General features: G+C 60.3%; 25 protein-coding genes. 14 read left to right on the top strand and 11 right to left on the bottom strand.

The genetic code is table 11. The features are described from left to right. Positions 1–78 precede the first annotated feature (78 nt). Positions 79–684 carry a DsbA family protein gene (locus WB650_RS17270; protein ID WP_422304448.1) on the top strand — a complete coding sequence of 202 codons (606 nt, stop codon included), beginning with the start codon at positions 79–81 and terminating at the stop codon, positions 682–684. 545 nt (positions 685–1,229) lie between these two features. Here WB650_RS17270 and WB650_RS17265 read toward each other — a convergent pair. Continuing rightward, entirely contained in the window at positions 1,230–2,066 is an 837-nt protein-coding gene (locus WB650_RS17265) for a universal stress protein (protein ID WP_422304449.1), read from the bottom strand. Positions 2,067–2,143: 77 nt separating this feature from the next. Between WB650_RS17265 and WB650_RS17260 the strand changes: the two genes are divergently transcribed. From WB650_RS17260 to WB650_RS17245, 4 genes are read left to right on the top strand one after another with little or no spacing between them, the layout of a single operon-like run. After that, positions 2,144–2,437: a hypothetical protein gene (locus WB650_RS17260; protein WP_422304451.1), complete on the top strand. Its 294-nt coding sequence runs from the start codon at positions 2,144–2,146 to the stop codon at positions 2,435–2,437. Positions 2,438–2,445: 8 nt separating this feature from the next. Beyond that, a complete protein-coding gene (locus tag WB650_RS17255; protein WP_422304453.1) occupies positions 2,446–2,952 on the top strand; it encodes a Fur family transcriptional regulator in 507 nt (168 codons plus the stop codon). 55 nt (positions 2,953–3,007) lie between these two features. Continuing rightward, complete coding sequence (locus tag WB650_RS17250; RefSeq protein ID WP_422304455.1) at positions 3,008–3,376, top strand: VOC family protein; 369 nt, start codon at positions 3,008–3,010, stop codon at positions 3,374–3,376. 42 nt (positions 3,377–3,418) lie between these two features. After that, on the top strand, positions 3,419–3,688 hold the full coding sequence (locus WB650_RS17245) for a hypothetical protein (protein ID WP_423961351.1): 270 nt from the start codon (positions 3,419–3,421) through the stop codon (positions 3,686–3,688). Here the strand turns inward: WB650_RS17245 and WB650_RS17240 are convergent. Together WB650_RS17240 and sppA are read right to left on the bottom strand one after the other, a co-directional pair. Next, positions 3,663–3,908 (bottom strand): zinc ribbon domain-containing protein, encoded by a 246-nt coding sequence (locus tag WB650_RS17240; protein ID WP_422305535.1) that lies wholly within the window; start codon positions 3,906–3,908, stop codon positions 3,663–3,665. The two genes, WB650_RS17245 and WB650_RS17240, sit on opposite strands and share 26 nt — an antisense overlap. Positions 3,909–3,927: 19 nt before the next feature. After that, a complete protein-coding gene (sppA, locus tag WB650_RS17235) occupies positions 3,928–5,667 on the bottom strand; it encodes a signal peptide peptidase SppA (RefSeq protein WP_423961349.1) in 1,740 nt (579 codons plus the stop codon). Positions 5,668–5,802: 135 nt separating this feature from the next. On the opposite strand from sppA, the gene WB650_RS17230 reads away from it, so the two are divergent. After that, complete coding sequence (locus WB650_RS17230; RefSeq protein ID WP_423961347.1) at positions 5,803–7,023, top strand: MFS transporter; 1,221 nt, start codon at positions 5,803–5,805, stop codon at positions 7,021–7,023. A gap of 19 nt (positions 7,024–7,042) precedes the next feature. Here WB650_RS17230 and WB650_RS17225 read toward each other — a convergent pair whose 3' ends face one another. Beyond that, on the bottom strand, positions 7,043–7,645 hold the full coding sequence (locus tag WB650_RS17225) for a DUF6968 family protein (protein WP_422304467.1): 603 nt from the start codon (positions 7,643–7,645) through the stop codon (positions 7,043–7,045). A 478-nt stretch (positions 7,646–8,123) separates the two neighbouring features. After that, positions 8,124–8,606, bottom strand: a complete 483-nt coding sequence (locus tag WB650_RS17220) for a hypothetical protein (protein WP_422304469.1) — start codon at positions 8,604–8,606, stop codon at positions 8,124–8,126. Positions 8,607–8,694: 88 nt separating this feature from the next. On the opposite strand from WB650_RS17220, the gene WB650_RS17215 reads away from it, so the two are divergent. The 3 genes from WB650_RS17215 (at position 8,695) to WB650_RS17205 (ending at position 10,587) form a co-directional block, all read left to right on the top strand. Continuing rightward, positions 8,695–9,489, top strand: a complete 795-nt coding sequence (locus WB650_RS17215) for an enoyl-CoA hydratase/isomerase family protein (protein ID WP_422304471.1) — start codon at positions 8,695–8,697, stop codon at positions 9,487–9,489. Between the two features lie 241 nt (positions 9,490–9,730). Continuing rightward, complete coding sequence (locus tag WB650_RS17210) at positions 9,731–10,228, top strand: Spy/CpxP family protein refolding chaperone (protein ID WP_422304473.1); 498 nt, start codon at positions 9,731–9,733, stop codon at positions 10,226–10,228. A gap of 32 nt (positions 10,229–10,260) precedes the next feature. After that, positions 10,261–10,587, top strand: coding sequence for a hypothetical protein (locus WB650_RS17205; protein WP_422304475.1), 327 nt, complete (start codon positions 10,261–10,263; stop codon positions 10,585–10,587). Between the two features lie 102 nt (positions 10,588–10,689). On the opposite strand, the gene WB650_RS17200 is transcribed toward WB650_RS17205, so the two are convergent. From WB650_RS17200 to WB650_RS17185, 4 genes are all read right to left on the bottom strand, one after another. Beyond that, a complete protein-coding gene (locus WB650_RS17200; protein ID WP_423961344.1) occupies positions 10,690–11,112 on the bottom strand; it encodes a response regulator in 423 nt (140 codons plus the stop codon). Positions 11,113–11,122: 10 nt separating this feature from the next. Then, on the bottom strand, positions 11,123–12,589 hold the full coding sequence (locus tag WB650_RS17195; protein ID WP_422303583.1) for an RAD55 family ATPase: 1,467 nt from the start codon (positions 12,587–12,589) through the stop codon (positions 11,123–11,125). Continuing rightward, positions 12,586–13,386, bottom strand: coding sequence for a sensor histidine kinase (locus WB650_RS17190; protein ID WP_422303582.1), 801 nt, complete (start codon positions 13,384–13,386; stop codon positions 12,586–12,588). Before WB650_RS17190 ends, WB650_RS17195 begins: the two co-directional genes overlap by 4 nt. A 140-nt stretch (positions 13,387–13,526) precedes the next feature. Next, positions 13,527–14,045: a septal ring lytic transglycosylase RlpA family protein gene (locus tag WB650_RS17185; protein ID WP_422303581.1), complete on the bottom strand. Its 519-nt coding sequence runs from the start codon at positions 14,043–14,045 to the stop codon at positions 13,527–13,529. 184 nt (positions 14,046–14,229) lie between these two features. Here WB650_RS17185 and WB650_RS17180 point away from each other — a divergent pair, with 184 nt between their 5' ends. Both WB650_RS17180 and WB650_RS17175 read left to right on the top strand, forming a co-directional pair. After that, entirely contained in the window at positions 14,230–14,598 is a 369-nt protein-coding gene (locus WB650_RS17180; RefSeq protein WP_422303580.1) for a type II toxin-antitoxin system RelE/ParE family toxin, read from the top strand. A gap of 2 nt (positions 14,599–14,600) precedes the next feature. Beyond that, the gene (locus WB650_RS17175) at positions 14,601–14,972 is read left to right on the top strand and encodes a helix-turn-helix domain-containing protein (protein ID WP_422303579.1); all 372 of its coding nucleotides are present in this window, start codon (positions 14,601–14,603) and stop codon (positions 14,970–14,972) included. Here the strand turns inward: WB650_RS17175 and WB650_RS17170 are convergent. Next, complete coding sequence (locus WB650_RS17170) at positions 14,969–16,636, bottom strand: Rne/Rng family ribonuclease (RefSeq protein ID WP_422303578.1); 1,668 nt, start codon at positions 16,634–16,636, stop codon at positions 14,969–14,971. The genes WB650_RS17175 and WB650_RS17170 overlap by 4 nt on opposite strands. A gap of 313 nt (positions 16,637–16,949) precedes the next feature. On the opposite strand from WB650_RS17170, the gene WB650_RS17165 reads away from it, so the two are divergent. Together WB650_RS17165 and smc are read left to right on the top strand one after the other, a co-directional pair. Then, positions 16,950–17,549 carry an HNH endonuclease gene (locus WB650_RS17165; RefSeq protein ID WP_422303585.1) on the top strand — a complete coding sequence of 200 codons (600 nt, stop codon included), beginning with the start codon at positions 16,950–16,952 and terminating at the stop codon, positions 17,547–17,549. Between the two features lie 238 nt (positions 17,550–17,787). Further along, complete coding sequence (smc, locus tag WB650_RS17160) at positions 17,788–21,315, top strand: chromosome segregation protein SMC (RefSeq protein ID WP_422303577.1); 3,528 nt, start codon at positions 17,788–17,790, stop codon at positions 21,313–21,315. Between the two features lie 52 nt (positions 21,316–21,367). Here the strand turns inward: smc and WB650_RS17155 are convergent, their stop codons facing one another. Then, complete coding sequence (locus WB650_RS17155; RefSeq protein WP_422303576.1) at positions 21,368–22,216, bottom strand: SDR family NAD(P)-dependent oxidoreductase; 849 nt, start codon at positions 22,214–22,216, stop codon at positions 21,368–21,370. Positions 22,217–22,564: 348 nt separating this feature from the next. On the opposite strand from WB650_RS17155, the gene ftsY reads away from it, so the two are divergent. Further along, positions 22,565–23,797: a signal recognition particle-docking protein FtsY gene (ftsY, locus tag WB650_RS17150; RefSeq protein ID WP_422303575.1), complete on the top strand. Its 1,233-nt coding sequence runs from the start codon at positions 22,565–22,567 to the stop codon at positions 23,795–23,797. Positions 23,798–23,799: the final 2 nt, after the last annotated feature.

Raw genomic sequence — 23,799 nt, 5'->3', positions numbered from 1 at the left:
AGAATGTGCGCGCTGCACGAGTCACGCAAGCGCCAATTGCGGCAGATGCGCAAAACGGGCGATTATCGAATCAGTGAAATGAGCCGCCTGCGAATTCCAATCTACTTCGATTATGCCTCGACCCTTTGCTACATCGCATGGCGAATCGTCACCCCACTCGAGGACGAACTGGGCTTCGAGGCACTGTGGAAGGGCGTACCGATCGCGACGCGCGATTTTCGCGCCAAGCCCGGCCGCGTACTGGGCGAGCGCGAGCGGCAGAAGGTGCTGTTCGTCGCGGCGGAGACGGGCGTTCGCGTCGCGCCGCCGTCGAGCTGGATCGATTCGATACCTGCGCTGCAAGGATCGGAAGTCGCGCGCGATGCGGGGGTCTTCCGCGCGTATCACGACGCGGTCTTTCGCGCGGCATTCGACGACGGCGCCGATATCGCGGATGCCAAAGTGCTCGACGCGATCGCGGAGCGCGCCGGTCTCGATCGTTCCAAGTTCCGTGAGGCGCTGGACAGCGGCGTAATGAGCGCGCGCCTCGACGATCACAAACGCGAGGCCGACGAATTTTCCGCGCTCGGCTATCCGACCTTTATCCTGGGCGATTTTCCGATGATTGGAATCCAGCCAGTCGAATCGATGCGCCTATTGCTCGGCCGGTTCATCCGCCAGCGCGCCGAGGAACCGCAAGCGTAGCGGGTTGCGGAAAGAGTCCCAGTTGGTGAGGTAGTCATCTATTGCTCTCGCATCGTCTTAGTATCTCTTAAATCAGGAGCGCTCGAATCGTGGATAGGGAGCAAAATATCGGAACCTGCGAGCATTGCCAGCAACAGTTCTGCTATTACCTTGTACATTCCGGATTCAACGATTCTGTCTATGCCTACTGTGATTCTTGCGGCAAAACAGCCATCCTTTCTCTCTGCGACAAGCGGATGCCGAAGTTGCGGGACTGCCCGAGGCATCAACAGATGTCTTCGGCAATGGAGCCGTATGTGCAGCCTTGCGGGTGCGGCGGCAGTTTCAGAAAAGGTTCGGCACCAAGGTGCCCGCACTGTAACAAGCCGCCGTCCGCTAAAATTGCTACCGCCTACATTGAAGGTAATGCAGCGGGCTCTTGGCGTTGGCAAAAAAATTGGAGCGGGATCTATTGCATCGTCATAGAGAACATATGGATTGCCGACAACTTCCGATAGATAAACCCATGCCGAAGGCCAAACGATTTCACCCGCCGAGCTGAAAGCCTAGCGCGCGAGGAACACCGGGCACGGCGTGTTGCGCAGCACGTATTCGGTGGTCGAGCCGAGCACCATCTCGATAATCCTGCTGTGCCCGTACGCGCCGATGAACAGCAGGTCGGCGTCGTTCTCTTTGAGGAACTTCACGATTTCCTCGTTGGCGTGCCCTTGCAGCAGCTTGAACTCGGCCTTGGGCGTGTAGTTTTCGAAGTAGGTGCGCGCCTCGGCCAGGGTCCGCTCGCCGAGCTTGGGATCGCGTGCGCAGGTAATCACGGTGATCGGCACGCCCAGCCCATTGGCGACTTCCGCGGCCGATCGCATCGCGCGCGACGCCCGTTCGCTGCCGTCGTAGGCCAGCACGGGCCGCTTCATCTCGCGAAATTTATTCGGCGAGATGAACAGTTGGCGCGGCGATTTGCGTGCGACGCTCTCGGCCGTCGATCCAAGCAGCCCGGTTGAAAATTTCTCGTTGACACCCCGATGGCCGATCATGATCAGGTCGGCGCTGCGGCCGCGATCGCAAATCTGGTTGGCGACGATTCCCATGTCGAGTACGGTCTCGACCGGGATATTCTCGCGGCGCGCGGCGGCCGCAAATTCGTCTAGTACGGCGCGGCCGCGGGCGGTCAGCACCTCGCGCATCTTTGACGAGAAATCCAGATATGGTTCCAGCCCGAGCGAACCTGATATATCATGGAAAAACGAGCCTTCGATCGAGACGATATCGACCACATGCAAGCCAATCAGCGATGCTTCGAAGACGCGGGCAAAATAGAAGGCATAAGCTTGCGCGTTGCGGGAGTGCTCGGAGGTGTCGATGCCGACAAGGATTTTCTTGATCAAGCGCGTGACCTCCGCGTTGTCTATCGCGATAACATGCCGCGCGGTTGGGCCTCAAGAGGGGCGGGGATGCAGGTGAAATGAGCGAACTCAGCGAAACGCGGATGATGAGAATCGTGGACGAGCTCGCCGAAGCAGCGCAGCGGGTCGGGCTCGAGGTCCGTCGCGAAAAGATCATGCGCGAAATCGGTTACCGCACGCGCGGCGGCGCATGCCGGCTGCGCGATAAGAACCTCGTCATAATAGATCGCGATCAGCCCGCCGCCGAGCAGCTCGAAGTGATCGCCGAGGCGCTCCGCTCGCGCGATCTCGAATCCTTGTACCTGTCGCCGGCGGCGCGACGCATCGTCCATCTCGGAGACGCTTCAAGCTGAGTTCTGAAATGCCGCGTCTCGCCGAAACCGCGACGGCTGGGCACACCGTAATCGATCGCAAACCCGCGATCAGCGCGGAAGAGCGGATGCTCACCTTCCACACGCGCCTCAAGGAGCGCGGGCTCAAGTCCACCGGCCAGCGCGACGACATCGCGCGCGTATTTTTCGATCACGGTCATCATATCAGCGCCGAGGAATTGTACGCCGAGGTCAAGAAGATCAACCCGCACGTCGGCTACGCGACGATTTACCGGACGCTGCGGCTCCTCAAAGAATGCGCGCTGCTGTACGAGCGCCACTTCGACGAAGGCCAGGCGCGTTACGAAGCGGTCGGAGAGCGCCATCACGATCATTTCATCTGCGAGCGATGCGGCCGGATCATCGAGTTCGAAAACGCCGCGATCGAGCGCATGCAGAACATCGTCGCGCGCGACCTCGGCGTGACTCTCACCCGGCACAAGATGGAACTGTACGGAATCTGCCACGACTGCCACGCCCAGCAGCAAGGCATGTAGCCGCCGACGTAGATAGTCACTCGAATAGCCACACCTGCCAGCAGGAGGCATTGCGATGATCAAAGCGCGCGGATTGAGGCATATCAATCTTAACGTCAGGGACGTCGGCCGATCGCTCAAGTTTTACCAGCAAGCATTCGGTCTCGAGGTTAAATTCTGGGAAGGAAAGACGATGGTTTTCATTCATTCGCCCGGCGTCGACGAAACAATCACGTTGTGTCAGGCCAATGCTGACGATCCTGTCGCCGGGGGCGGCGTTTCGCATTTCGGGTTCTCGATCGGCAAAAACAGTCTCGATGAAATGGTGCGTCAGATCGAGAATGCCGGCGGGAAGCTGCAAAGCCGCGGCCAGCATGCGCCCGGCGTCCCTTATGCCTACTTCACAGATCCCGACGGCTACGTCATCGAGCTGGGAAACTCGTAGATAGCTACTTGCTATAGCCACTTGGCGCGGAGGCAGTAGTCAATGAAGCATGCGGGACCGGAGGCGCTGGACCAGCTCGAGCCGATCCTCGAAGAAATTCGGCGGCTCGACGGGCTCAAGGAGAAAAAGCGCGGATCGTTCTACTGCCGCTCGAGCGGCTTTCTGCATTTCCATGAAGACCCGGCGGGATTTTTCGCCGATCTGAAAGTTGGCGACGACTACGTCCGCTTCCCGATCAATTCGAAAACACAGACGCAAACTTTTCTGCGACGTGCCGCAGCCGCGCTCAGCTCCGCGAAGAACGGTCGCTAGTCCGCCGTCGGCCGGGACGCAGGTCCGCTGCCGCCCGGGGAAGCGCCTCGGGACCGGCGCGATGACGGAACTTCATGTCGTTGCCGCAATGCGGACAGTTAACGTCGTCGTATTTCACGAATCGTCCGCAGAACGGACAGCGGTATCGATGCGTCGCTTTCCAATAGAAGAACGCCGCCGTCAGCACGACCATCAGCAGCCCGATGATTGTTTGCCGCACAATACTTGCTCCTGGGCTATCACAGCATCGGCACCACCGGACAATATGCGGCGCTGAAAATCGCATGACCGCTGAGCGCCGCGTGAATCAGCTCGACGATCGGTTCGACGAATTGCACCGCCGGACGCCGCGTGAACAGCGCCGTCACCTTGCCCCTGCTCAGCGACTGCAGCAGTCCCGGCTGCTCGGGTAGCTCGATGATCCCGACCGGCTGATCGGGAGCGAGACGCGCGAGTCCTTTCGCCGCCGCCATCGCCTCATCGAGACCGCCGAGCGAATCGACCAGCTTGAGCTTGATCGCCTGCTCGCCCGTCCAGACCCGTCCCTGCGCGACCGCGTCGGCCTGCTCGACCGAGATATGCCTGCCGTCCGCGACCAGGGTCAGGAAGTAATGGTAGTCGCGCGCGATCTCGTCCTGGAACTGCTTGTACTGCGCGGGCGTGAAGTCGGTCCACATATCGAACATCCCGACGTTCGCGCCATGGCTCACCGCGTCGGTGTTCGCGTAGATTTTTTGCATCGCGGGACTAACGTTGAATTTGCCGCCGAGTACGCCGATCGATCCGGTGATCGTGCCGGGCTCCGCGATTATCTTCGCCGCCGGAATCGAGATCAGGTATCCGCCGGACGCGGCGTATCCCGACATGCTGACGACGACGGGCTTTTTCTTCGCGGTGAGTTCGACCTCGCGATCGATCAGCTCCGACGCGAGCATCGAGCCGCCGGGCGAATTGACTCTCAGGATAACGGCGCGAACGTCGTCGTTCTCGCGCGCGGACTTAAACGCCTCGGTCATGTCGTCGGAAGTCATCGCGGTCGTATCGGGACCTGAGAACGGATCGAAGCCCTCGCCGCCGCGCTGGATTTCTCCGTCCCCGTAAATCACTGCGATCTGATCTCCGCTCAGGTTGGAAAACAGCCCCTCACGCGCGTAGTCGGTGTAGTCGACCTCCTTGTGAAACGAGCCGCCGTGATTTTTCACGCGCTCGGTGAACTCGTCTTCATATTCCAGCCGATCGACCAGTCGCGCTTTCAGGCCGTCGTCCGCATTTATCGGTGCTCGATCGATCAAACTCTTGATCGTGTCGGGACTTAAATTGCGCTCGGTACCCATCGCGGCAACGATCTGATCGTACAAGCTGCCCGCCAGTCCTTCGTCCTCTTCTTTTTGCGCCGGGGTGTAGTCCTTGTCCATGAACATGTTGGCGGCGCTCTTGTACTTTCCCGCCGAGGCGAAGTTCGGCGTGATCCCGACCCAGTCGAGCGTGCCGCGCAGAAACAGCTCTCGCAGCTGGACGCCCATCAGGTTGAGATCGCCCTGCGGCATCAGCGAAACCTCGTCCGCGGCGCTTGCGACGATAAACGGCGTGTTGCCGAGGCCCGACTCGCCCGCGGTTTCGAGATACGCCTCGGTCCACTTGCCGTGGCTCTTGAACGACTTGATCAGCGCAACGATTTCCTGCGCCTGCGCGAGTTCCATCTCGGGGTTGAGCACCTTGATTTCGAGGCCGACGATTTTCGGATCCTTCGCGCCCTTATCGATCGCATTGCGCAGCGTATTGAGCGCCGTCTCATTTTTGCTGATCAGTCCAAGCACGCTGCTGCTGGCGCGCTCGACCACCGTGCCGTCAAGTTCGATCGACAACACGGAGTTGGGCTGCACCCGATGCGAGATGTGCTCCGAGATGGCGACGATCGCGACCAGCACCACGACGATGAGCACAATTCGTAAAATCCATCGAAAAAAACGTCTGAACATTCAGTCCTCCGAAACGCGCGGAAGATTTCCGCACCGCGGGCGCGTTTCCTTGTGGGTCCCAACTGATATGAATAGCCAACCATACCCGATTGCATGGAGCCAGTCGCCAAAATACAGCCGCCGCGCGAAATACTGATGAACCAGCGCGCAACCGGCGCAGTTCATCTGAGGATCGTCGCGCTCGCATTCGCCGCCTGGATTTTCGACTTTTACGATCTCGTCCTCTACTCATTCCTGCTGGTCCCCGTCGCGCGCGAACTCCATCTGACGCCCGAGGAGTCGTCGCTCGCGCTGGGAATGTCGCTGCTGATGACGGCGCTCGGCGGAGTGATCTTCGGCTTCCTCGGCGATCGCTACGGCCGAAAACCGATGATCGCGGCTACGGTCGCAATTTACGGCGTCGGCACTGCGATGTGCGGATTCAGCCAGAGTCTCACGCAACTGATCGTGTTTCGATCGATAACCGGGCTCGGCATGGGCGGGGGATGGGCCCCCGGACAAAGCCTGGTCGCCGAGAGCGTACCGGCTGATCGACGAGCGCGATATGCCGCATATGTACAGACGGGCGCGCCGCTCGGCGTGTTGCTGGCAGCGGCGGCGGGCGGATATCTCGCACCTGCAATCGGATGGCGGCTGACGTTCATGCTGTCCGGCGTGCCCGCGATATTCGTCGTCGCTGCCGTGCTGAAGTGGATGCCGGAGAGCGACGTCTGGCGCCGCACGCGCACCGACTTGGACGCCCGCGGCGTCGACTTGCGCGCGATACTTGAATATCGGCGCATCTTCACGATGCTGTTCGTCGTCGTCCTGCTGAACTCCGAGGCGTACTGGTTCACGTACACCTGGATGCCGGGATATCTCGAACTCAAGCGCGGGCTCACGGCGGTGGCCGCGAGTCACCTGTTGATCAAAATGCAAATCGGCGGCGTGCTCGGCTACCTGACGTTCGGCCGCGTCGCCGACACGTTCGGCCGCCGTCCCGCATTCTGCGCATACGGCCTGATGATGGCGGCCGGCACAATCCCACCAACAATTCTGTGGAACGCGGCTGTAGCCGTGCCCGGCCTCATCTCAGCTGCGATGTTCACCGCAGGATTCGGCACCGGCATCTGGTCAGGGATCGCGCCGATGATCGCCGAATTGCTGCCGACAAGGATTCGCAACACGTCGCTCGGATTGCTGCTGAACGTAACCCGCGGATTCCAGTTCTTTACCCCGATCCTGATCGCCGCCCTCGGCGCACGTTTCGGTTTCGGCGCAACGTTGTCGCTGGCCGCAGTCTTCTCAACGATGGGCGCGCTGCTGGTCTGGATACTCCCCGAAACCCGCGGCCGCTCAATCACGGCGCTCGATTGAGCCGAAATCGCACGCTCATTTAATGTTTTCTGCCCTCGCTGGTTGGCCTAGGGATGCTCCAGCCTGGCTTCAGGTTGTCGATTTCCGCTTCCCATCGCTGAAGGTGCGTTCTTCTCTCCGCGAATACCTTTGCGATTTTGCCAGGCTCCGTTCTCTGCCGTCTTAGTTCTGCTTCCTCAGCGTAAATATTTGTTCTGCTGGTCTTAATCTTGGCGCGCCAGACACGTACGGTCTCGCGTTCAATCGCAAGGCGTACTCGATCTACGAGTTGCTTTCCCCAAGTGGTCCGGACAGTTAACGGAATATCCGCTCCGATTTCGGAATCGAGCCAAAAGAGATTGCGCCCGCTCTGTTCGAGCCCCACTCGAATGCCCTGAATCGCAATCATTAGCGCCTGCAGGCTGTCGACTCCAAAGGCCTTTTGTACTTCGGATTTTCCGACGCCCTCGATCAAAAATGGGCACTCCCAATCGCCGCCCTTGCGGGGATCTGGCCGAGGCAGACCAATCGAAACTACGATCTTCCGTCCGGCAACTCCCTCCTCCGAGAGTATCCGACGCGCGATGACTCGGCCGAGATCTGATCGTCTCTCGTTCTTGCTGACTCTTCGTCGGCGCTTCATTTTGCTGTCACAGATAGCATGGAAGCTGCGCGAGATCCGCACTGTTCAACTACTGCGATCTATTGAGCCCGTGCAGAGAGGGAACCGGGATTCTTCGCTTCGCTCTGAATGACACAAGGACGGGACGGAGCGACAGAAAAAAAGTGAGCGGGCAAGCATTTGCGATGCGCCCAGAACCATCACCTACCGGCCGTGATGCGGCGGCTTCCTCTCCCGTAAAGGAACGGGCGAGATATATTCGGAGCCGCGCCGCGTCCCCCGAACCTGAGAGCGAAAGGTTGTCCTCAACATTTCGCGATTTCCTTTTCACCGGGTGCAGGGGTCACCCCTGCCCAAGGAAGTTCGAAACCCACGGTGGGTTTCATCTCAATTAAAGTTCCTTTTGTGTGTACCCTCACGGCGAACCGCCGGTAGAAATCCACTTGGCTAGCGCTTGCGGCGCCGCCGCAACTTCAGTCGCCGACTCCGCTTAACGCGCTCAGATGTTTGGTTTCGCTGCCTGCGGATTGGGAAATGAATCCGGAACGACGTTGAGGCCGAGGATTTTCCAAACGCCGTCTATTTTTATGAGCGACAGCTTTATCATCGCCGAGCCGTGGTCGAATTCCGCCCGCGCTACATAAACCGCCGTGATCGTCTTTCCGCTCGGCCAAAAAACTCCTATGTGCGCGTCGCCTTTCGATCCGTCGTACTTTCTCAGCGGCCCGAGCATTCGCCACATACCCACCACGCGGTCCAGGTCGGCCGGATCTTTCACCGTAGCCATGAGTTGCGGACTGGCCCGATCCGTGAGGTCTTTTTCGTTCCATTGCGACGCGATTGCTACAATCGCAGCGTCGGCGTACGCCTTACTTTCTTTGTCGAGACCGCGCCCATTGTAGACGATGAATGAAATGAGGATCACCAGGAGCAGAAAGACGGTGGCGCACAGCCCGCCGAATATCATCAGTGCTTTTTTCAAATGAGCATTCCTGTTTTCCCGATAACAGAAAGTTGACGGTCGGACGGCTCGAACTAACATAACAGTTGACACGAGGAGGACATACAATATGGCGGATCAGATCGTCCTGTACGAAGCTCGATACCCGGCGGCGATAATTACGCTCAACAACCCCGACCATCGCAACGCGCTCAGCGCCGCGATGATCGACGCGCTGATGGCTGCGATTACGCGCGCCGAAGAGGATCGCGGCGTCCGCGCGCTAATCTTCACCGGCGCCGGCTCCGCATTTTCCGCCGGCATGGACCTCGGTGAACTGCGCACCATGCTCGACCAGTTGCGCGTCGACGAATCAGGATCGGTCTGGGATGGTGCGCTTCGCGGCGAGGCTTTAATCGAGCGCGTCTATCGACTCGGCAAACCTTCCATCGCCGCCGTCAACGGGGTCGCGGTCGGTAACGGCGCCGGCTTCCTGAGTGCGTGCGATCTGGCCGTCGCCGCCGCAAGCGCGCGAATCGGCTACACCGAAATGAAACATGGCATCCAGGCCGGGATGGTAATCCTCCACCTGATGCGATTGGTGGGCGAGCGCGTCGCGAGATATTTGCTGCTGACAGGAGAACTGGTAACCGCCCATCGGGCGATGGCGCTCGGACTGATCAATACCGTCGTGCCTTCCGATCAGTTGATGGAGACCGCGCTTGCATGGGCCGATGCGATCGCGATGAACGCTCCGAAAGCGGAGGCCGTCACCAAGTCCTTGATGTGCAAATTCTCCGGCCAGGCGATCGCGATGAGCATGACCGAATACACCGCCGCGCCGCACATCACCGACGAGACCCGTTGGGGCCTCGAGTCCTTCTTCGATAAGAAGCCCGTCCCGTGGTCGATCAAGCCGTCATGATTGTTCGCTTAATGCATAACCACTAATCATCAGCATTAGGTGAGTGTGTAGCCCGACAAGTGGAATGGGGTTACACGAAGCACCAACCGAACGAATACGAACCTTTATTACTCACTCAGGCGTGCCGCCCAGCACCGGTTGGCCGAATGCGGATAGCAATGCTCTCGGAGGTTGGCGAGACTAACGTTCAGCCGCGCAGAATCTCAACCTCTCACCAATAGCAACTGACAGGAGTACTATCATGATCACCTTCACACACCGGGCCGCACGCGCAACGGGCGCCGCGGCTGCTTTATTCGGCGCTATCGTTCTCGCCAGCCCCGTGTATGCCGCTTCGAACGCGCAGTCGCCCGCGCAGCAAGCGATGGCATCCCCAGCGGATTCTTCCGCGATGATGCCGGTCGAGGCGCGCATAAAGGATCTGCACAAGAAACTTCACATCACCGCCGCGCAGAAACCGCAGTGGGACGCATTGGCTATGGTGATGCGCGACAACGCGCAGGCGATGATGGACCTGCAGAAGCAGCGCGCATCAGACTCGCAGTCGATGAGCGCCGTCGAAGTCATCAAGTCCTACGAGTCAGTCATCGAGGCGCATGAAGATGGAATGAAGAAATTCGTTCCGCCGTTCGAAGCGCTCTACAACTCGATGTCCGATGCGCAGAAGAAGAGCGCCGACTCGCTGTTCCGTAACCGTGAAAAGGTTTCGGCCGCAAAACAGACCGCAGCCAATAAGTGAATCGGAATCCATTCGCCGAACGGAGTCTCATTATGCAAGAACCAAAAATCGAATTGCGCTCTAAGATAGGCAGGGTCGCGGCCGCAGTCGCGTTTACCCTCGTGATTGGCAGCGTCGGCGTCGGAACGGCTCGCGCCGACGACAACCACCGCGACAACGATCGCGGTCGCGTCGCCGATCAGCATCGCGGTAACGACAATCGCGGCTACCGCGGTGGCGGCACAGTTTACGCCGCCCAGCCGGACTACTATTACGCGCCTCAGCCCAACTACTACGCGGCGCCTGACCCGTACGTTTACGGGAATGAGCCCGGCTACGATGCGCCGCCCCAGGGCGTCACGCTCTTCTTCGGTCTGTGATCCCCAAACCTGCTTGTGGGTAGTGTCCCGATTTTAAATCAGGGCACTACCTTACCCTCCTGCTGCACCTGATACTTTGGCGAGGTCGCTCCGCGAGATTATTCAGCGGACGATCTTCGGTACCGCCTTGCCCTCCGGGTGATCGAACAGTTTTGAGATTTCTTCCATGAGCTGTTCGGTCCTGTAGGGCTTGCGCAGAAAGGTGGTGTATCCGTCACAGCGCTCCCTGATTGTCTTTTCGGGCAACGCGCTGGCCAGAATTATTGGCATGTTCCGCAGTCGCTTGTCTGATCGGATCGCCTTAATGACTTCGTTGCCGTCGAGTATCGGCATCATGAAATCCACGATCGCGAGGTCCGGCCTGGTTTCTTCAAGGCGAGCGATTGCTTCCTGTCCGTTTAACGCGGACACGACCCGGTAGCCGGCGTCGCTGAGAATGAACTCAAGGACCTCGAGCACCCCGAATTCATCGTCGACGATCAATATGGTTTTGCCAGCGGGGCCGGCCTTTTTACTCTTCTCCATCCGCTGCAACTCATCTGTTTTCTTGAGTCAGCTCGGCTTCGGGTCTCCTGGAGGCCGACAGCAGGATTGATTTGGCGCTCGCGGAATTTTCGGCGAGTTCAAGTCCGCCCGCAGCGAAATGGAGTTCTCGCAGATCGGAATCGAACGCGCAGTCGCGCACTTTGAGTATCGAAAGCAACCTGAACAGGCTCGCGCCCGTTTCTATAAAGCGCAGCAGAATGTGATTGTCGGTCACGTCGGACAATCCCTGCAGCGGCACTGTCATCGTCGGTCCCACAATCTCAATAACTTCCGCGGTGCAGATCGAGGTGACTCCCTGCGCGCGCAACTCATGCACCAGGGCGGAAAAGAATGGCTCGATCGGCCTCGACCGAAGCGCTTTTTTGAAACCCCCGAGACCATCGATCAGCAGACGCTTCACCTTTCGCTTTTTGATGTCGCGCAGCATCCGATCGGCTATTTCGTCCAGGAACTGATCGGTCGGCGCCTGCCACAGAATTTGTACGTGACCGGCATCGAGCTGCTTCAGCAGCGCTGGACAGGTCGCGGTTACCTTGGTGCGGATTCGCTCCGGTGTTTCGTAAAACCCAAACAGCAGTCCCGGCTCCTGGGCGCTCGACTCCCCCAGAAATTGCAGGCCCAACGTGGTTTTGCCGGTTCCCGAAGGCCCGATCACCATCGTCGAAGAACGAGCTGGTAATCCACCGCCAAGCATTTGATCGAGGCTGGGATTACCCGACAAAACTCTCTTCAGTTCTCCGTTGATGTCGGAGGTCTGGGAGACAAGCGTTTCGAGCCGAGGATAGACCGTGACTCCGTCTTCGGTGATGTCGTAGGAATGGACTCCCTGGAGATAGCTGCTGCCGCGAAATTTGCGGACGCACAGCTCACGCGCCGACCGCCATTCGTGGACCGAGGTGGTCAGGTTGATAATACCGTCGACCATGGTCTCCTCGGATGACGGCTTCTGCTCGCTGGGATTGGTGAGCAGAAAAACGGTGCATTCCGACGCATCCGCCTGGGTTTGCAGCTGCTGCACGAACAGCTTCAGGTCCTCGCGCGACTTGGCGTGATCGGACGCCGACGCGAATCCGTCCACTACCAGCGTCGTCGCCTTGCGCGCCGCCACCTCCCGGCGCAGCAGATGGAGCAAACCTGACAGCCCGTCCTTTTTCAGCGCGTTGAAACCACTGACATAGAAGATGCCGTTGCCGACCGCTCCTTCATCGTAGAATTTCAGGTCTCCGATATTCAGCAACATCCGACCGACCGTCTCGGCGATCAGGGTTATATAGAGAACCTTGCTTCCGGCTGCTGCTTGATTGAAGCAAATTTGATTCCCGAGAATCGTTTTGCCCACGCCGGGCGGTCCTTCGACTATATACAGACCGCCTCCGAAGAAGCCGCCGTGCAGAATATCGTCGAGGCCTTTGATCCCGGAAAGTACACGTCTAAGCGGCCGTACGTCGCTACTCATGGTTTTCCCTCAGATTCAAGGGGTAAAGAGACGGTAAACATCGAGCCCGCGCCCGGTTCCCCGAATACGGTTATAGAGCCGCCCATCAGCTCTACGAAACTTCGTGAGAGCCACAGGCCAATCCCGAAGCCGGATTGAACGTGGCGTCCCACCGCTCGTTCGAACCTTTCAAATATGCGGGCTTTGTCCTTCTCGTCAATGCCAATGCCGTGGTCGCGGACGGTTATCTGCGCGATTTCGGGGGTCGCGCTCAAATTTATTTCGATCGGCTTTCCCTGGCCGTACTTGATCGCGTTGGAAAGTAAATTTTCCACGATTCCCGATACCGCCGTCCGATCCAGCAGCCCTATAACGTCGTTCTGAACCTTTGCGCTCAGCTTTGACCCGCTGCGAATCGCGAGCGGCATGTAGTCATTGACGATCTCCGCGATCAATCCGGACAGGTTCACTTCTGAAGGGTCCAGATGGAACTTGCCGGAAGTGACTTGCGCAACTTCGAGCAGAGTGTTGGTCCGTGCCACGAAGTGTTTTATCTGTCGCTCGAGTCGATCGATCTCCTGCATCAGCTTCGCCTTGTCCCCGGACTTCTCCGCCGCGCGAATCAGTTGGAGGCCAAGCAGAATCGGAGTTAGCGGATTGCGCAGTTCATGCGTCGCGATCGCGAGAAAATCGTCGCGAACTCTGATCGCCTCGCGCAATTGTTCGATCAGTTTATCGGCCTGATCGGTGGCCTGCCCAGGTTGAACCGCCTCGGCACTCGTCCCTACGGTCTCAGGCTTTGGACTGCCTTTAGCCACCGCCGTTCACCGACGCATCAAAGCACTAAAGTAGCGACAATGCTAACAAGGCCGCGGCATCGCTGCTCTTGGGAGAAATCCCGCGCGAGAGCGTCGAGAATTTGACGGGCAACCCCTTTAATCCCAATGACCAGGAATGATTACGGCGTCGCGGTTGAGGCGGAATCCAGACTGGATTTGGTGGATTCGCGCTTCGAAGATTCAGAGTCGAGGCGCCTGATCTTGAGTCGCGCAACACCCTTGTCGGTGATTCCGAGCTCTTCCGCCGCGCGCTTCGACAGATCCAGGCTACGGCCGCGAACATGCGGTCCGCGATCGTTGATCCGCACCTTCACCGATTTGCCGTTCGCAGGATTGGTTACCAATACCAACGAGCCAATCGGAAAGGTCTTGGACGCGGCCGTCAATTCGTTGGGATCGTAGCGCTCGCCGTTCGCGGTTTTGTGCCCGGCCTCCGCCTCTCCCTGGTAGGACGCCCGCACTGTTCTCGACGGCTGCGCGCTAGTACGCGGTGGCGGCGCCGGCGGCGGCGGAGGAGGAGGCGCGACCACCGGTGCCGGCGCCGGCTGAGGCTGTTGTGTCGCGCACGAGGCCAAAATCAACAGGCAGATCAGCATCAGCGCTTTGCCCAAATTGAGTTGCCAATTGTTAATTCTCATTGGCTATTCTCCGCGGATGACGCATAGTCGTCCGCAGCAGATTTCGCGGCGTCAGCCGACGCGCTCCCTTCAGCCTAGATCGATTCGGAAAATGGGACTAGGCAGCCGCGGGAGCGCGCGCGAGTTCAGTTTGTAGTTAAAATATGCTCTTGACAACATTATGTAATTTGAGACATTTTAGGTGGTGACCTGGCCGATTGTATTTCATCCGAAATTCGATCCCGAATTTGAAGGTCTGGCTGAGTCAGTACAGGATGAATTGCTCGCCCACCTGAAATTGCTTGAACAGTTCGGACCTCAGCTTGGAAGGCCGCGCGTCGATACGTTGAAGGGTTCGCGCCATCACAACATGAAAGAATTGAGATTTGATACTGCCGACGGAGTCTGGCGCTTTGCCTTTGCTTTCGATCCGAAACGGCGCGCGATTCTCCTATGCGGCGGCGACAAATCCGGGGTCAGCGAAAAGCGCTTCTACCGTCAATTAATGGACAAAGCCGACGAGCGCTTCGACGCTCACGTAGCTCGCATCAAGGGCAGCAAGACAAGGGAATAACTATGAGCACGCTGAAACAAAGAATGAACGAACTGAGCCCGGCTCGTCGAAAGAAGGTCGAGACCCGCGCCGCCGAGCTTGTTTCCCAGGAAATGACCCTTCAGGAATTGCGGCGGGCGCGCAAACTCACCCAGGTCCGCATGGCCAAGGCTCTCCGCATCTCGCAGGACGGGGTATCTCGCCTGGAGAGGCGAACGGATCTTCTTCTTTCAACTCTGCGGAAGAGCGTTGAAGCGATGGGCGGCAGCTTGTCTCTAATTGCCGAATTTCCCGACAGTGAACCAGTGACAATCTCCGGTATAGCCAGCGTGGAAGGAGCTCCCCAGCACCGGACTCGTGGCGTTAGCAGGCGAGCGTCGGCGAGAAACGACTAGGCAGCCGCGGGGGCGCGCGCGAGTTCGAAGGCGCCCAGCTCGATCGTGTCGTTCGAGCGCAGCACTATCTTGGTCGATAGCCGTTGCTCGAGCGTCTCGAGATCTTTCGCGCCGTGATCGTACAGGTAGCGCGCGACTTCCGGGTTCAGCTTGACGATCAACATGTCGCCCGCCGACTTCGATACCGCCTCGCGCTGAATCCCGCGCAGCACTTCGGCCGCGAGCGTCGGCACTGATTTGACGACGCGCCGCCCTTCGCATCGCGGACACGTGTCGGTGAGCAATTTCTCCAGGCTCTCGCGCGTGCGCTTGCGCGTCATTTGCACCAGGCCCAGCTCGGAAATTTTGAGCGCCGAGGTCCGCGCCTTGTCGCGCTTGAGCGCCGTCGCCAGTGCGTCGCTGACTTTCTTGCGATCGCCCTCGCGCGCCATGTCGATAAAATCGACGATGATGATTCCGCCGATATTGCGCAGCCGCAGTTGCTTCACTACTTCCTCGACCGCTTCGAGATTGGTCTTGAAAATAGTGTCGTCCTGGCTGCGCTTGCCGACGAAGCGTCCGGTGTTCACGTCGATTGCAGTCAGAGCTTCCGCCTGATCGAAAATCAGGTAGCCGCCCGACTTGAGCCACACCTTGCGATCGAGTGCGCGCTCGATTTGCGGCTCGATATTGAAACGATCGAACAACGGCTGCGGCCCGTCATGCAACGACACGCGCGCGCGCAGACGCGGCATGTAATTCTGCACGAACTGCACCACCCGGCTGTAGGTCGTCGGGTCGTCGCACCACAGCCGGTCCACTTCGCTGGAAAACATATCGCGCACAACGCGCAGCGCCACGTCGAGATCGCTGTACAGGATCGACGCCGGCGGCATGCTCTCGTTCTTGCGCAGGATCGAGCTCCACAGCTTGGTCAGAAATGCGACGTCGCGCTGGATCTCGCGACGGCTGACGCCTTCGCACGCGGTCCGCACGATAAACCCGCCCTGCGGCGGCCTCAGCTCGCCGACGTCCTGCCGCAAACGCGCGCGCTCCTCGGCGCTCGCGATTCGCCGCGACACTCCGATGTGATTGCTGGTCGGCGTGAACACCAAATGCCGTCCCGGCAGCGAGATCGACGACGTCAGCCGCGCGCCCTTGGTGCCCATCGGCTCCTTGGCGATCTGCACGATGATGTCCTGGCCGCGCCGCAGTTGCTGCTCGATCGGAAGCCGCGAGCGTTGTGGCGCCTGGCTGCGCCCGCGCCCTCGACCTCCGCGACGACGCCCGCGCGACGGCCGCGGCTCGTTCCCATCGCCGTTGCCGTTGCCATCAACGTTGTCGGCGGATTCATCAGCGTTGCTCGGCTCCGCCTCGGCGAATTCATTTTCGCCGACGGGCTCGGTCTCGACGTCTTCTTCACCGAGCACTTCCGCCACGTTGTTGAGCGCGGAAACTCCATCGTGAAAATCGGAGACGTGCAGGAAGCCCGCTTTCTCAAGCCCGATATCGACAAACGCGGCCTGCATCCCGGGCAGCACGCGCGTAACCTTGCCCTTATAAATATTTCCCGCGAGCCCGACCTGGCGATTGCGCTCGAGGTAGAATTCGGCGAGCTCGCTATCTTCAAGCAACGCGACTCGCACTTCGAGTGCGGACGCGTTAATTGCGATTTCTCGTTTCACAAATGGACTCTCTTATTCCGGCAAATCCGACATGACTGCTGATACAAAAGCGATGCGCCGGGAGTTGTCGCGCGGGCGCCGCGAGCGTTCAGGAAAGTACCCGCATCCGATGGGACATCGTTTTACCCTTTGCGTCGACAACTTGTGCAGGATCATACGAGGCACGCCCGACCTCCGCAAGCAAGCGCGATTGGCGAATCGATAACAGGCTTTTAATCCACAGCTATCTTGACATGCTACCATGGGGCCGATACTGGTCATGGGGATGTCTGCTGCGGCCGACATGGTTGCGCCCAGTCTCCCGGGAGCGGGCCTGCTCAACAGCAAGGTCCTCGTTCTCAATCGCTCTTATCTCCCCGTTCACGTTACGTCAGTCAAACGCGCGTTTGCGCTGCTCTATCAGGGCGTGGCGAAGGCGGTTGACGAGCAATATCACACCTTTGACTTCGAGAGCTGGCGCGATTTGTCGATCGAGGTCCAACATGAGCGGCTCGGGATCGTCAACGGCTTTATCCGCGTTCCGCGAGTGCTCTTGCTGACGGCGTACGAGCGGGTGCCCAAGCGTCACGTGCGATTCTCGCGTTTCAACATCTTCGCCCGCGACGGCAACACCTGCCAGTACTGCCACAAGAAATTGCCGCGCACCGAGCTGAATCTCGACCATGTAATTCCGCGCTCTCGCGGCGGGATGTCGACGTGGGAGAACATCGTATGCTCGTGCCATCACTGCAATCGGCGCAAGGGTGGCCGCACCCCCGAAGAAGCCGGGATGCACCTGTTCCGCCGCCCGCGCCGCCCCGAATGGACGCCGTTTTCGTCCGAGATGTTCAGCCTGAAGCGCTACCGCGAATGGATGCCGTACCTGTCGCAGGTCGACAGCGCTTACTGGAACACCGAGCTAATCCAGGATTAATCGCCTGCGCGGCGGGCGGCATCGACACCGTCTCGGCGGGTCACCCCTGCCCCGGAGGCGTGGAACCCGGGCAGGGTTCCCACATTCAATAAAGTGATTTCCCCTTCCCCCGATTCCACTAGGTGCTGTGGATACCCCTCCACCAACCCACGATATGTTGCGTATCCTCTTGACCCTCTCAGGGTACTTTAGTGTAAGCTTTCGCTGACGTGGTGGATGTGGTTGCGGTGGAGGGAGCATGCGTCTTAAGAGCCTTGAATTACTAGGCTTCAAGTCCTTTCTAGATTCAACGACGATAAGTTTTGCCCCGGGGATGACCGCGGTGGTCGGTCCCAACGGATGCGGCAAGTCGAACGTCGTCGACGCGATCCGATGGGTGCTCGGCGAGCAAGCGCCGACGCGCCTTCGCGGCAAGAGCGTCGAGGATCTTATCTACGCCGGCAACGAGTCGAATCCCGCGGCTGGGATGGCGGAAGTGTCGCTCATCCTCGAGGCCGAAGAAGGCAGTCAGCTTCCAGAGCCATACTCCGCGCTCAGCGAAGTCGCAGTCACGCGCCGCGCGTATCGATCGGGCGAATCGGAATACCTGCTCAACAAGATTCCGTGCCGCTTGAAGGACATCACCGAATTTTTCATGGCCGCGCAGATTCACAGCCGCGGCTACTCGCTGGTCGAGCAGGGCCGAATCGAAGAAATTATCCAGGCCAAGCCGCATGAGCTGCGCACGCTCGTCGAGGAAGCCGCGGGCCTGTCGCTGTTCAAGGGCCGGCGCGAGATGAGCGAGCGGAAGCTCGAGCGCGTCAAGGAAAATCTCGCGCGTGTCGACGACGTGCTCAGCGAGATCGAGCGTCAGTTGAGTTTCGCGCGCAGGCAGGCAAAGAAAGCTGAGACCTACAAGGTTGTAAAGTCGGAACTTGGCGAGCTCGAACGATACTCAGCCGCGCGGCGACTGATCGATCAGCGCGAAGAGCTGGCGACTCAGACCAACCGCGACACAGAATTGAAGAGCGCGCTCGACAGCGCGCGCGCAGGCGCAGCGGCGATCCGCGAGCAGGTTGAGGCCGCAGCGTCGGCTGCGCAATCGGCGCGGTCGGAGCTGGGCGGCGCTCAGCGCGAACTCGAAAATCTTCACAACGGTGCGCAGGAGCGTCTGCGCACGCGAGGATTTCTGCAGCGGCGCCTCGACGTCACAGCTAAGCTCGAAATCGATCTGAGCGCTCGTCTCGTCGATCTGGAAGCGAAGGCGACGCTGGCGCGCGCGAATCGGGCCGAGGCGGGCGCGACCCTCGCGCGCGAAATCGCAGCGGGCGGCGGCGACGCCGACGCCGCGCTGAAAGAAATCACAGTCAAGCACGACGCTGCGAACATCGAACTCAAGCAAGCCGAGCGTCGCGGCGAAGAATGCAAGGACGACCTGTCAGACGTCGTGCGCGAGGCCGCGGTGATTCGCGGGCGGCTCGGCGATCTCGCGGGCGAGCGCGCCGATCTCGAAAAGCGCCTTGAAGCGACGACGCTCGAGGGTCCTGCGCTCGCCGCAGAACTCGAAACCGCGCGCGAACTGATGAGCGCGGCGGAGGCCGACCTCGAAGCGTCGCGCGCAGTTGCAACCGATCTCGAAAGCTCGCGGCGCACGGCTGCTGAGCGCGAGATCGAAGCGCGCACCGCGCTCGACCATCTGACGGCGCGCGTCAATTCGCTGCGCGGCGTACTGAGCGCGCGCGGCGAGCTTCAACCGAATCACTCGTCGAACGGCGTCGACCTGCGCCTCCGCACGATTCTCGAATCGCTCAACGGCGATCGTCCCGCGACCGATCCTTCGATTCTCAAACAAGTCGTGCGCGCGCCGCTTGCGCTCGAGCCGGCGCTCAAAGCCGTGCTTGGCCCTCAGATGGACGCGGTCATCGTCGAATCGCCGCAGTTTGCGATCCGCGCGATCGAAATTCTCAAAGAGAATCGCGCGGGCCGGATGGACTTCGTGCAGGAACCCGACGCCGCAATCTCGGCGCATCCGGCAATCGACGCTCCCGGAATCGCGGGGCGGTTGCTCGAGATGCTCGAAATCGAATCGCGTTTCTCGCCGGTCGCCGAAGCGATGCTCGGTCACGTGATGCTGGCGGACGACCTGCATTCCGCGCTGGCCGCGTCGAATCTCAACGGTCACGGAACTGTTTTCGTAACGCGAGACGGCGACCTGGTGATGCCCGGCCGAATGATCAGCGGCGGCAGCACCGAAGACAACCATGCCGCCGTGGACCTCGCCGCAATCGAAGCTGAGAAGCACGAACTCGCGCGCGCGGAAGAAGAGCATCGCACGCGAGTCGGTCAATTCGCCTCCGTCCGCGCCGAGCGCGAGCACGCCGACGCGGAACTCGAACAGGGCCGGATCAAAGCGCGCGAAGCCGAGCGCGCTGCGAACGAACGCCGCAGTGCGCTCGCCCGCGCCGAACAATCAGTCGCGCTCTTGAATTCTCACGGCGATAATTCGCAGCGCCGCCTGAGCGAACTCGCGGAACTCGTGATCACGTCGAATGCGCGCCTCGAAGAACTTGCAAAGATGGAGCAGGAAGCGCGCGCCCGCCTGACCGTGATGGTCACCGAGATTGCCACCCTGCGCACAGCGGCCGAAGAAATCGGCGCCGCGATGCTCGAAGTCGCTTCCAAAGTCGAGGCGCGCAAGTCTCGCCTCGGTGCGCTCGAAAGCGAACTGGCGCACACACGCCGGGAAGCTGACGCGCTCGAAGCGCAGATCGACGAGCATCGCGCGACGCTGGAGCGCTCGCATGCCGAGTGCGCCGAGTTCGAGCGCGAACTGGAAAATCTTTCCGCGCAGGATGTCGCGGCCCGCGCCCGTGAGACTGAACTCGAAGCGGAACTCTCACGCCTGCGCGCGCAATGCGACGCGTCCGAGCACGAACTGGAAGCCCGCCGCGCCGACTACAAGAATGCGCAGGAGGCGCTGACCGCTCTGGAAGCCGACGCGAACGAATGCGGCCTCAAACGCGAACGTGCCCGCGCGCTCAGCGAAGAATTGGCGCGCGCCTTCACCGAAAAGTTCGGCGCCGAGTTCGACGCGATGGCGGCCGAGATAGTTCCCGCACTCGACGGCCGCGTCGCCGCCGATGACGACGCGCGAATCGTCGAGCTGCGCGCGAAGATGGAACGAATCGGCGAAGTGAACCTCGCCGCAGACAGCGAAGTCAAAGAGCTCGAGGAACGCGCAGGCGTGCTCGGCACCGAGCGCGCCGACTTGCAGAGCGCTCTCGACGACCTGACCAAAACGATCACGCATCTGAATCGCGAGGCGCGCAAACGCTTCGCCGAGACCTTCGAGGGCGCCGCGAAAAACTTTGCCGAGCTATTCCCCAAGCTGCTGCGCGGCGGCAAGGGCCGCCTCGAGCTGACCGACACCGGCGACGTGCTCGAAGCGGGAGTGAACGTTCTCGTGCAGCCGCCGGGCAAGAAGGTCAAGGAGATAGGCCTGCTGTCAGGTGGTGAGAAGGCGCTGTCCGCGATGGCGCTGATCTTCTCGCTATTCCTGCTCAACCCCAGCCCGTTCTGCGTGATGGACGAGGTCGACGCTCCGCTCGACGAGTTCAGCCTGGCAGCATTCACGACCTTGATGGCGGAGCTGAAAACCCGCTCGCAGTTCATCGTGATCACGCACAACCAGCGCACGATGCAGCGCGCCGACCAGATCCACGGCGTGACGATGGATCGCCCGGGCGTCTCGCGAATTATCTCACTGCGAATCCCGCAAGCCGCGTAAAAAAACCGGCGCGGCGATCACAGGAAGGGCGGGCACGGCGGCCCGCCCCACTTTAGATCAAGCTGTAGCCGCTGCCTTTGCGATCGAATCCGATCCCGAGGCTGTTTACTTCGACGCCGTACGCTTTGAGCAACGGCTGGCTGTACGTCACCAGTCCCGTGACCTTGTCGAGTGGTTCGGTGGCGAGGAGGAGCGCCGACTGCGCCATCCATTCGACCGGCTCGCCCGTCGGGTCGTCGGGTCCGGTCACGAGATGGTGATGCACCGTGCCCGGCGTCGCGACGACTTGCGACGGCGATACGCACGTCACCGAGATTCCGTCGTCGTAAACTTCTTCGGCGAGTCCCTGCGTGAAGCGCTCGAGCGCTGCCTTCTCGGCGCCATAGCATACGCCGCCGCGAAACACGGTCTCGTTCTTGTACGGTCCGCGGCCGGGTCCGATCGCCGCGCCCGACGAAATGTTTACGATCGATCCTGACTTGCGCGGGATCATGTCCTGCAGCACCAGGTGACTCAGCATGAACGGGCCGTGAAGGTTGACTGCGAACGATCGCATCCATCGTTTCGGCGGAAAATCCTTGACCGGGATGAAGTAGGTCAGCGCCGCGTTGTTCACCAGCACGTCGACCGGCCCGAAGAGCTTGTGCGTTTGCTCGACCAGTTTCTCGCAGTCCGCTTCCGAGGACACGTCGCAGGTGACGGCCTCGGCCTCGCCGCCGGCTTTCTTGATTCCCGCGACCGTGGTTTCGAGCGAGCCTTCCAGCGGATGCTCGCCTTCTTTCAGCGTGCGCGCCGAGCACACGACCTTCGCGCCCTCTTTGGCGAACAGTTCCGCGATCGCCTTGCCGATGCCGCGGCTCGCGCCCGTTACGATTGCAACCTTGCCCTTGAGCTTGGCCATTAGAATCTCCCTCAATGATGAGGTCCGCGTGAAGTGAAATTTCGTCGCGGCCCTGATTCGTTATAGCGGGGAACGTAATCGAATGTGAAACCCCTCCTGGGTTTCACACTTCCGTGGGCAGGGGATGATCCCTTTTTTGTGTCATTCTGAGCGAAAGCTGCTGTAGCGAAGAATCTCGACGGACGCTCTTGCGGCCGGCGCCAGCGCGCATGTGACGCGCTACGCGCGAGATCCTTCGCTGCGCTCAGGATGACACAAAACGTCCGTGCCGGTTTCGGAAGAACAGCGCTACTGTTATTCTTGGCATCGAAGTTTCCTCCGGATTTATTTCCCCGGGACGATCAACCTGTGAGCCCCTTCTCTATCGCATTCATTCTGATTATCGCGGCCGGTGTCGGCGCGGGCCTCATTTTCATCGGAGTCTTGATTCAATGGAGTCTGCGCAAGGCGCTGCCGTCACGTCCGACTCATCCGCAAATCGAGGCTGCACCGCAAACCCAGCCATTACCGCCGCCTGAGATCGCGCCGGAACCGACGCCCGAACCGACGTCCGAACTTATTCAGTTCGAACCTGCCGAACCTGTTCCGGTTCCTGCGCCTGAGCCGGAGCCCTATGTCGCGCCGACGCCGGCTGTTCGCGAGCCGGTGCGAATCGGGCTTGGGCTGCGCAAGACGCGCGAGAACTTTCTCGCGCGCATCAGGGCTGCGCTGACCGGCAGCGCGAAAATCGACGAGATTTACGAAGGCCTTGAGGAGGCTCTCATCGCGGCCGACGTTGGGGTCGAGGCCAGCATGAAGATCTCAGCCGCCGTGCGCGCGAAGCTGGGCAACGACAATCGCCCCGATACGATCCGCGATGCGCTCAAGGCCGAAATCACCACGATCATGACGTCCGCGGACCGCGCGCCCGCCGACTCCGGCGATGCGCCGCTCGTGATCATGCTGGTGGGCGTTAACGGCGTCGGCAAAACTACTACCATCGCGAAACTTGCGGCGCGGCTGAAGGCCGAGCGCGGCAGTGTGATCGTGGCGGCGGCGGACACCTTTCGCGCTGCCGCGATTGAGCAGCTCGAAGTGTGGTGCGATCGCGCCGGCGCCGACATCATCAAGCAATCGCAGGGCTCTGATCCCGCGGCGGTCGCCTTCGACGCGGTCAAGGCCGCGGTCGCGCGCAAGGCGAGTACCGTGCTGATCGACACGGCAGGGCGTCTCCAGACCAAAGTTAATTTGATGGAAGAGCTCAAGAAGATTGCGCGCGTCGTCGCGCGCGAGTTGCCAGGCGCGCCGCACGAGACGTGGCTCGTGCTCGATGCCAACACGGGTCAGAATGCGCTCAGCCAGGCGTCGGTTTTTCGCGATGCGGTACCGCTCACCGGAGTGGTTCTTGCCAAGCTCGACAGCACGGCGAAGGGCGGAGTGGTGGTCGCGGTAGCGGAGCGGCTCAAGATTCCGGTGCGTTTCGTGGGCCTCGGCGAGGCGATAGAGGACCTGCGCGAGTTCGATGCGCGCGAGTTTGTTGACGCCCTGTTTGCAACTGACGACGCAGGGGAGCAGAGTGCCAGCGGTTCTTATGCAGCTTGACA

Origin of the sequence: Binatus sp. (SeqCode) (assembly GCF_049584895.1) — a bacterium.
In the GTDB taxonomy this organism is placed as follows: domain Bacteria; phylum Desulfobacterota; class Binatia; order Binatales; family Binataceae; genus Binatus.
The sequence above is the reverse complement of the archived record's forward strand: the minus strand, read 5'-3'. Positions and strand labels throughout refer to the sequence as shown.

What these genes read in the sequence shown, in the direction of transcription:
- WB650_RS17270 (WP_422304448.1), top strand. Translation starts at nt 79, where the DNA reads ATGAGCCGCCTGCGAATTCCAATCTACTTCGATTATGCCTCGACCCTT.
- WB650_RS17260 (WP_422304451.1), top strand. Translation starts at nt 2,144, where the DNA reads ATGAGCGAACTCAGCGAAACGCGGATGATGAGAATCGTGGACGAGCTC.
- WB650_RS17255 (WP_422304453.1), top strand. Translation starts at nt 2,446, where the DNA reads ATGCCGCGTCTCGCCGAAACCGCGACGGCTGGGCACACCGTAATCGAT.
- WB650_RS17250 (WP_422304455.1), top strand. Translation starts at nt 3,008, where the DNA reads ATGATCAAAGCGCGCGGATTGAGGCATATCAATCTTAACGTCAGGGAC.
- WB650_RS17245 (WP_423961351.1), top strand. Translation starts at nt 3,419, where the DNA reads ATGAAGCATGCGGGACCGGAGGCGCTGGACCAGCTCGAGCCGATCCTC.
- sppA (WP_423961349.1), bottom strand. Translation starts at nt 5,667, where the DNA reads ATGTTCAGACGTTTTTTTCGATGGATTTTACGAATTGTGCTCATCGTC.
- WB650_RS17230 (WP_423961347.1), top strand. Translation starts at nt 5,803, where the DNA reads ATGAACCAGCGCGCAACCGGCGCAGTTCATCTGAGGATCGTCGCGCTC.
- WB650_RS17225 (WP_422304467.1), bottom strand. Translation starts at nt 7,645, where the DNA reads ATGAAGCGCCGACGAAGAGTCAGCAAGAACGAGAGACGATCAGATCTC.
- WB650_RS17215 (WP_422304471.1), top strand. Translation starts at nt 8,695, where the DNA reads ATGGCGGATCAGATCGTCCTGTACGAAGCTCGATACCCGGCGGCGATA.
- WB650_RS17210 (WP_422304473.1), top strand. Translation starts at nt 9,731, where the DNA reads ATGATCACCTTCACACACCGGGCCGCACGCGCAACGGGCGCCGCGGCT.
- WB650_RS17205 (WP_422304475.1), top strand. Translation starts at nt 10,261, where the DNA reads ATGCAAGAACCAAAAATCGAATTGCGCTCTAAGATAGGCAGGGTCGCG.
- WB650_RS17200 (WP_423961344.1), bottom strand. Translation starts at nt 11,112, where the DNA reads ATGGAGAAGAGTAAAAAGGCCGGCCCCGCTGGCAAAACCATATTGATC.
- WB650_RS17195 (WP_422303583.1), bottom strand. Translation starts at nt 12,589, where the DNA reads ATGAGTAGCGACGTACGGCCGCTTAGACGTGTACTTTCCGGGATCAAA.
- WB650_RS17185 (WP_422303581.1), bottom strand. Translation starts at nt 14,045, where the DNA reads ATGAGAATTAACAATTGGCAACTCAATTTGGGCAAAGCGCTGATGCTG.
- WB650_RS17175 (WP_422303579.1), top strand. Translation starts at nt 14,601, where the DNA reads ATGAGCACGCTGAAACAAAGAATGAACGAACTGAGCCCGGCTCGTCGA.
- smc (WP_422303577.1), top strand. Translation starts at nt 17,788, where the DNA reads ATGCGTCTTAAGAGCCTTGAATTACTAGGCTTCAAGTCCTTTCTAGAT.
- WB650_RS17155 (WP_422303576.1), bottom strand. Translation starts at nt 22,216, where the DNA reads ATGGCCAAGCTCAAGGGCAAGGTTGCAATCGTAACGGGCGCGAGCCGC.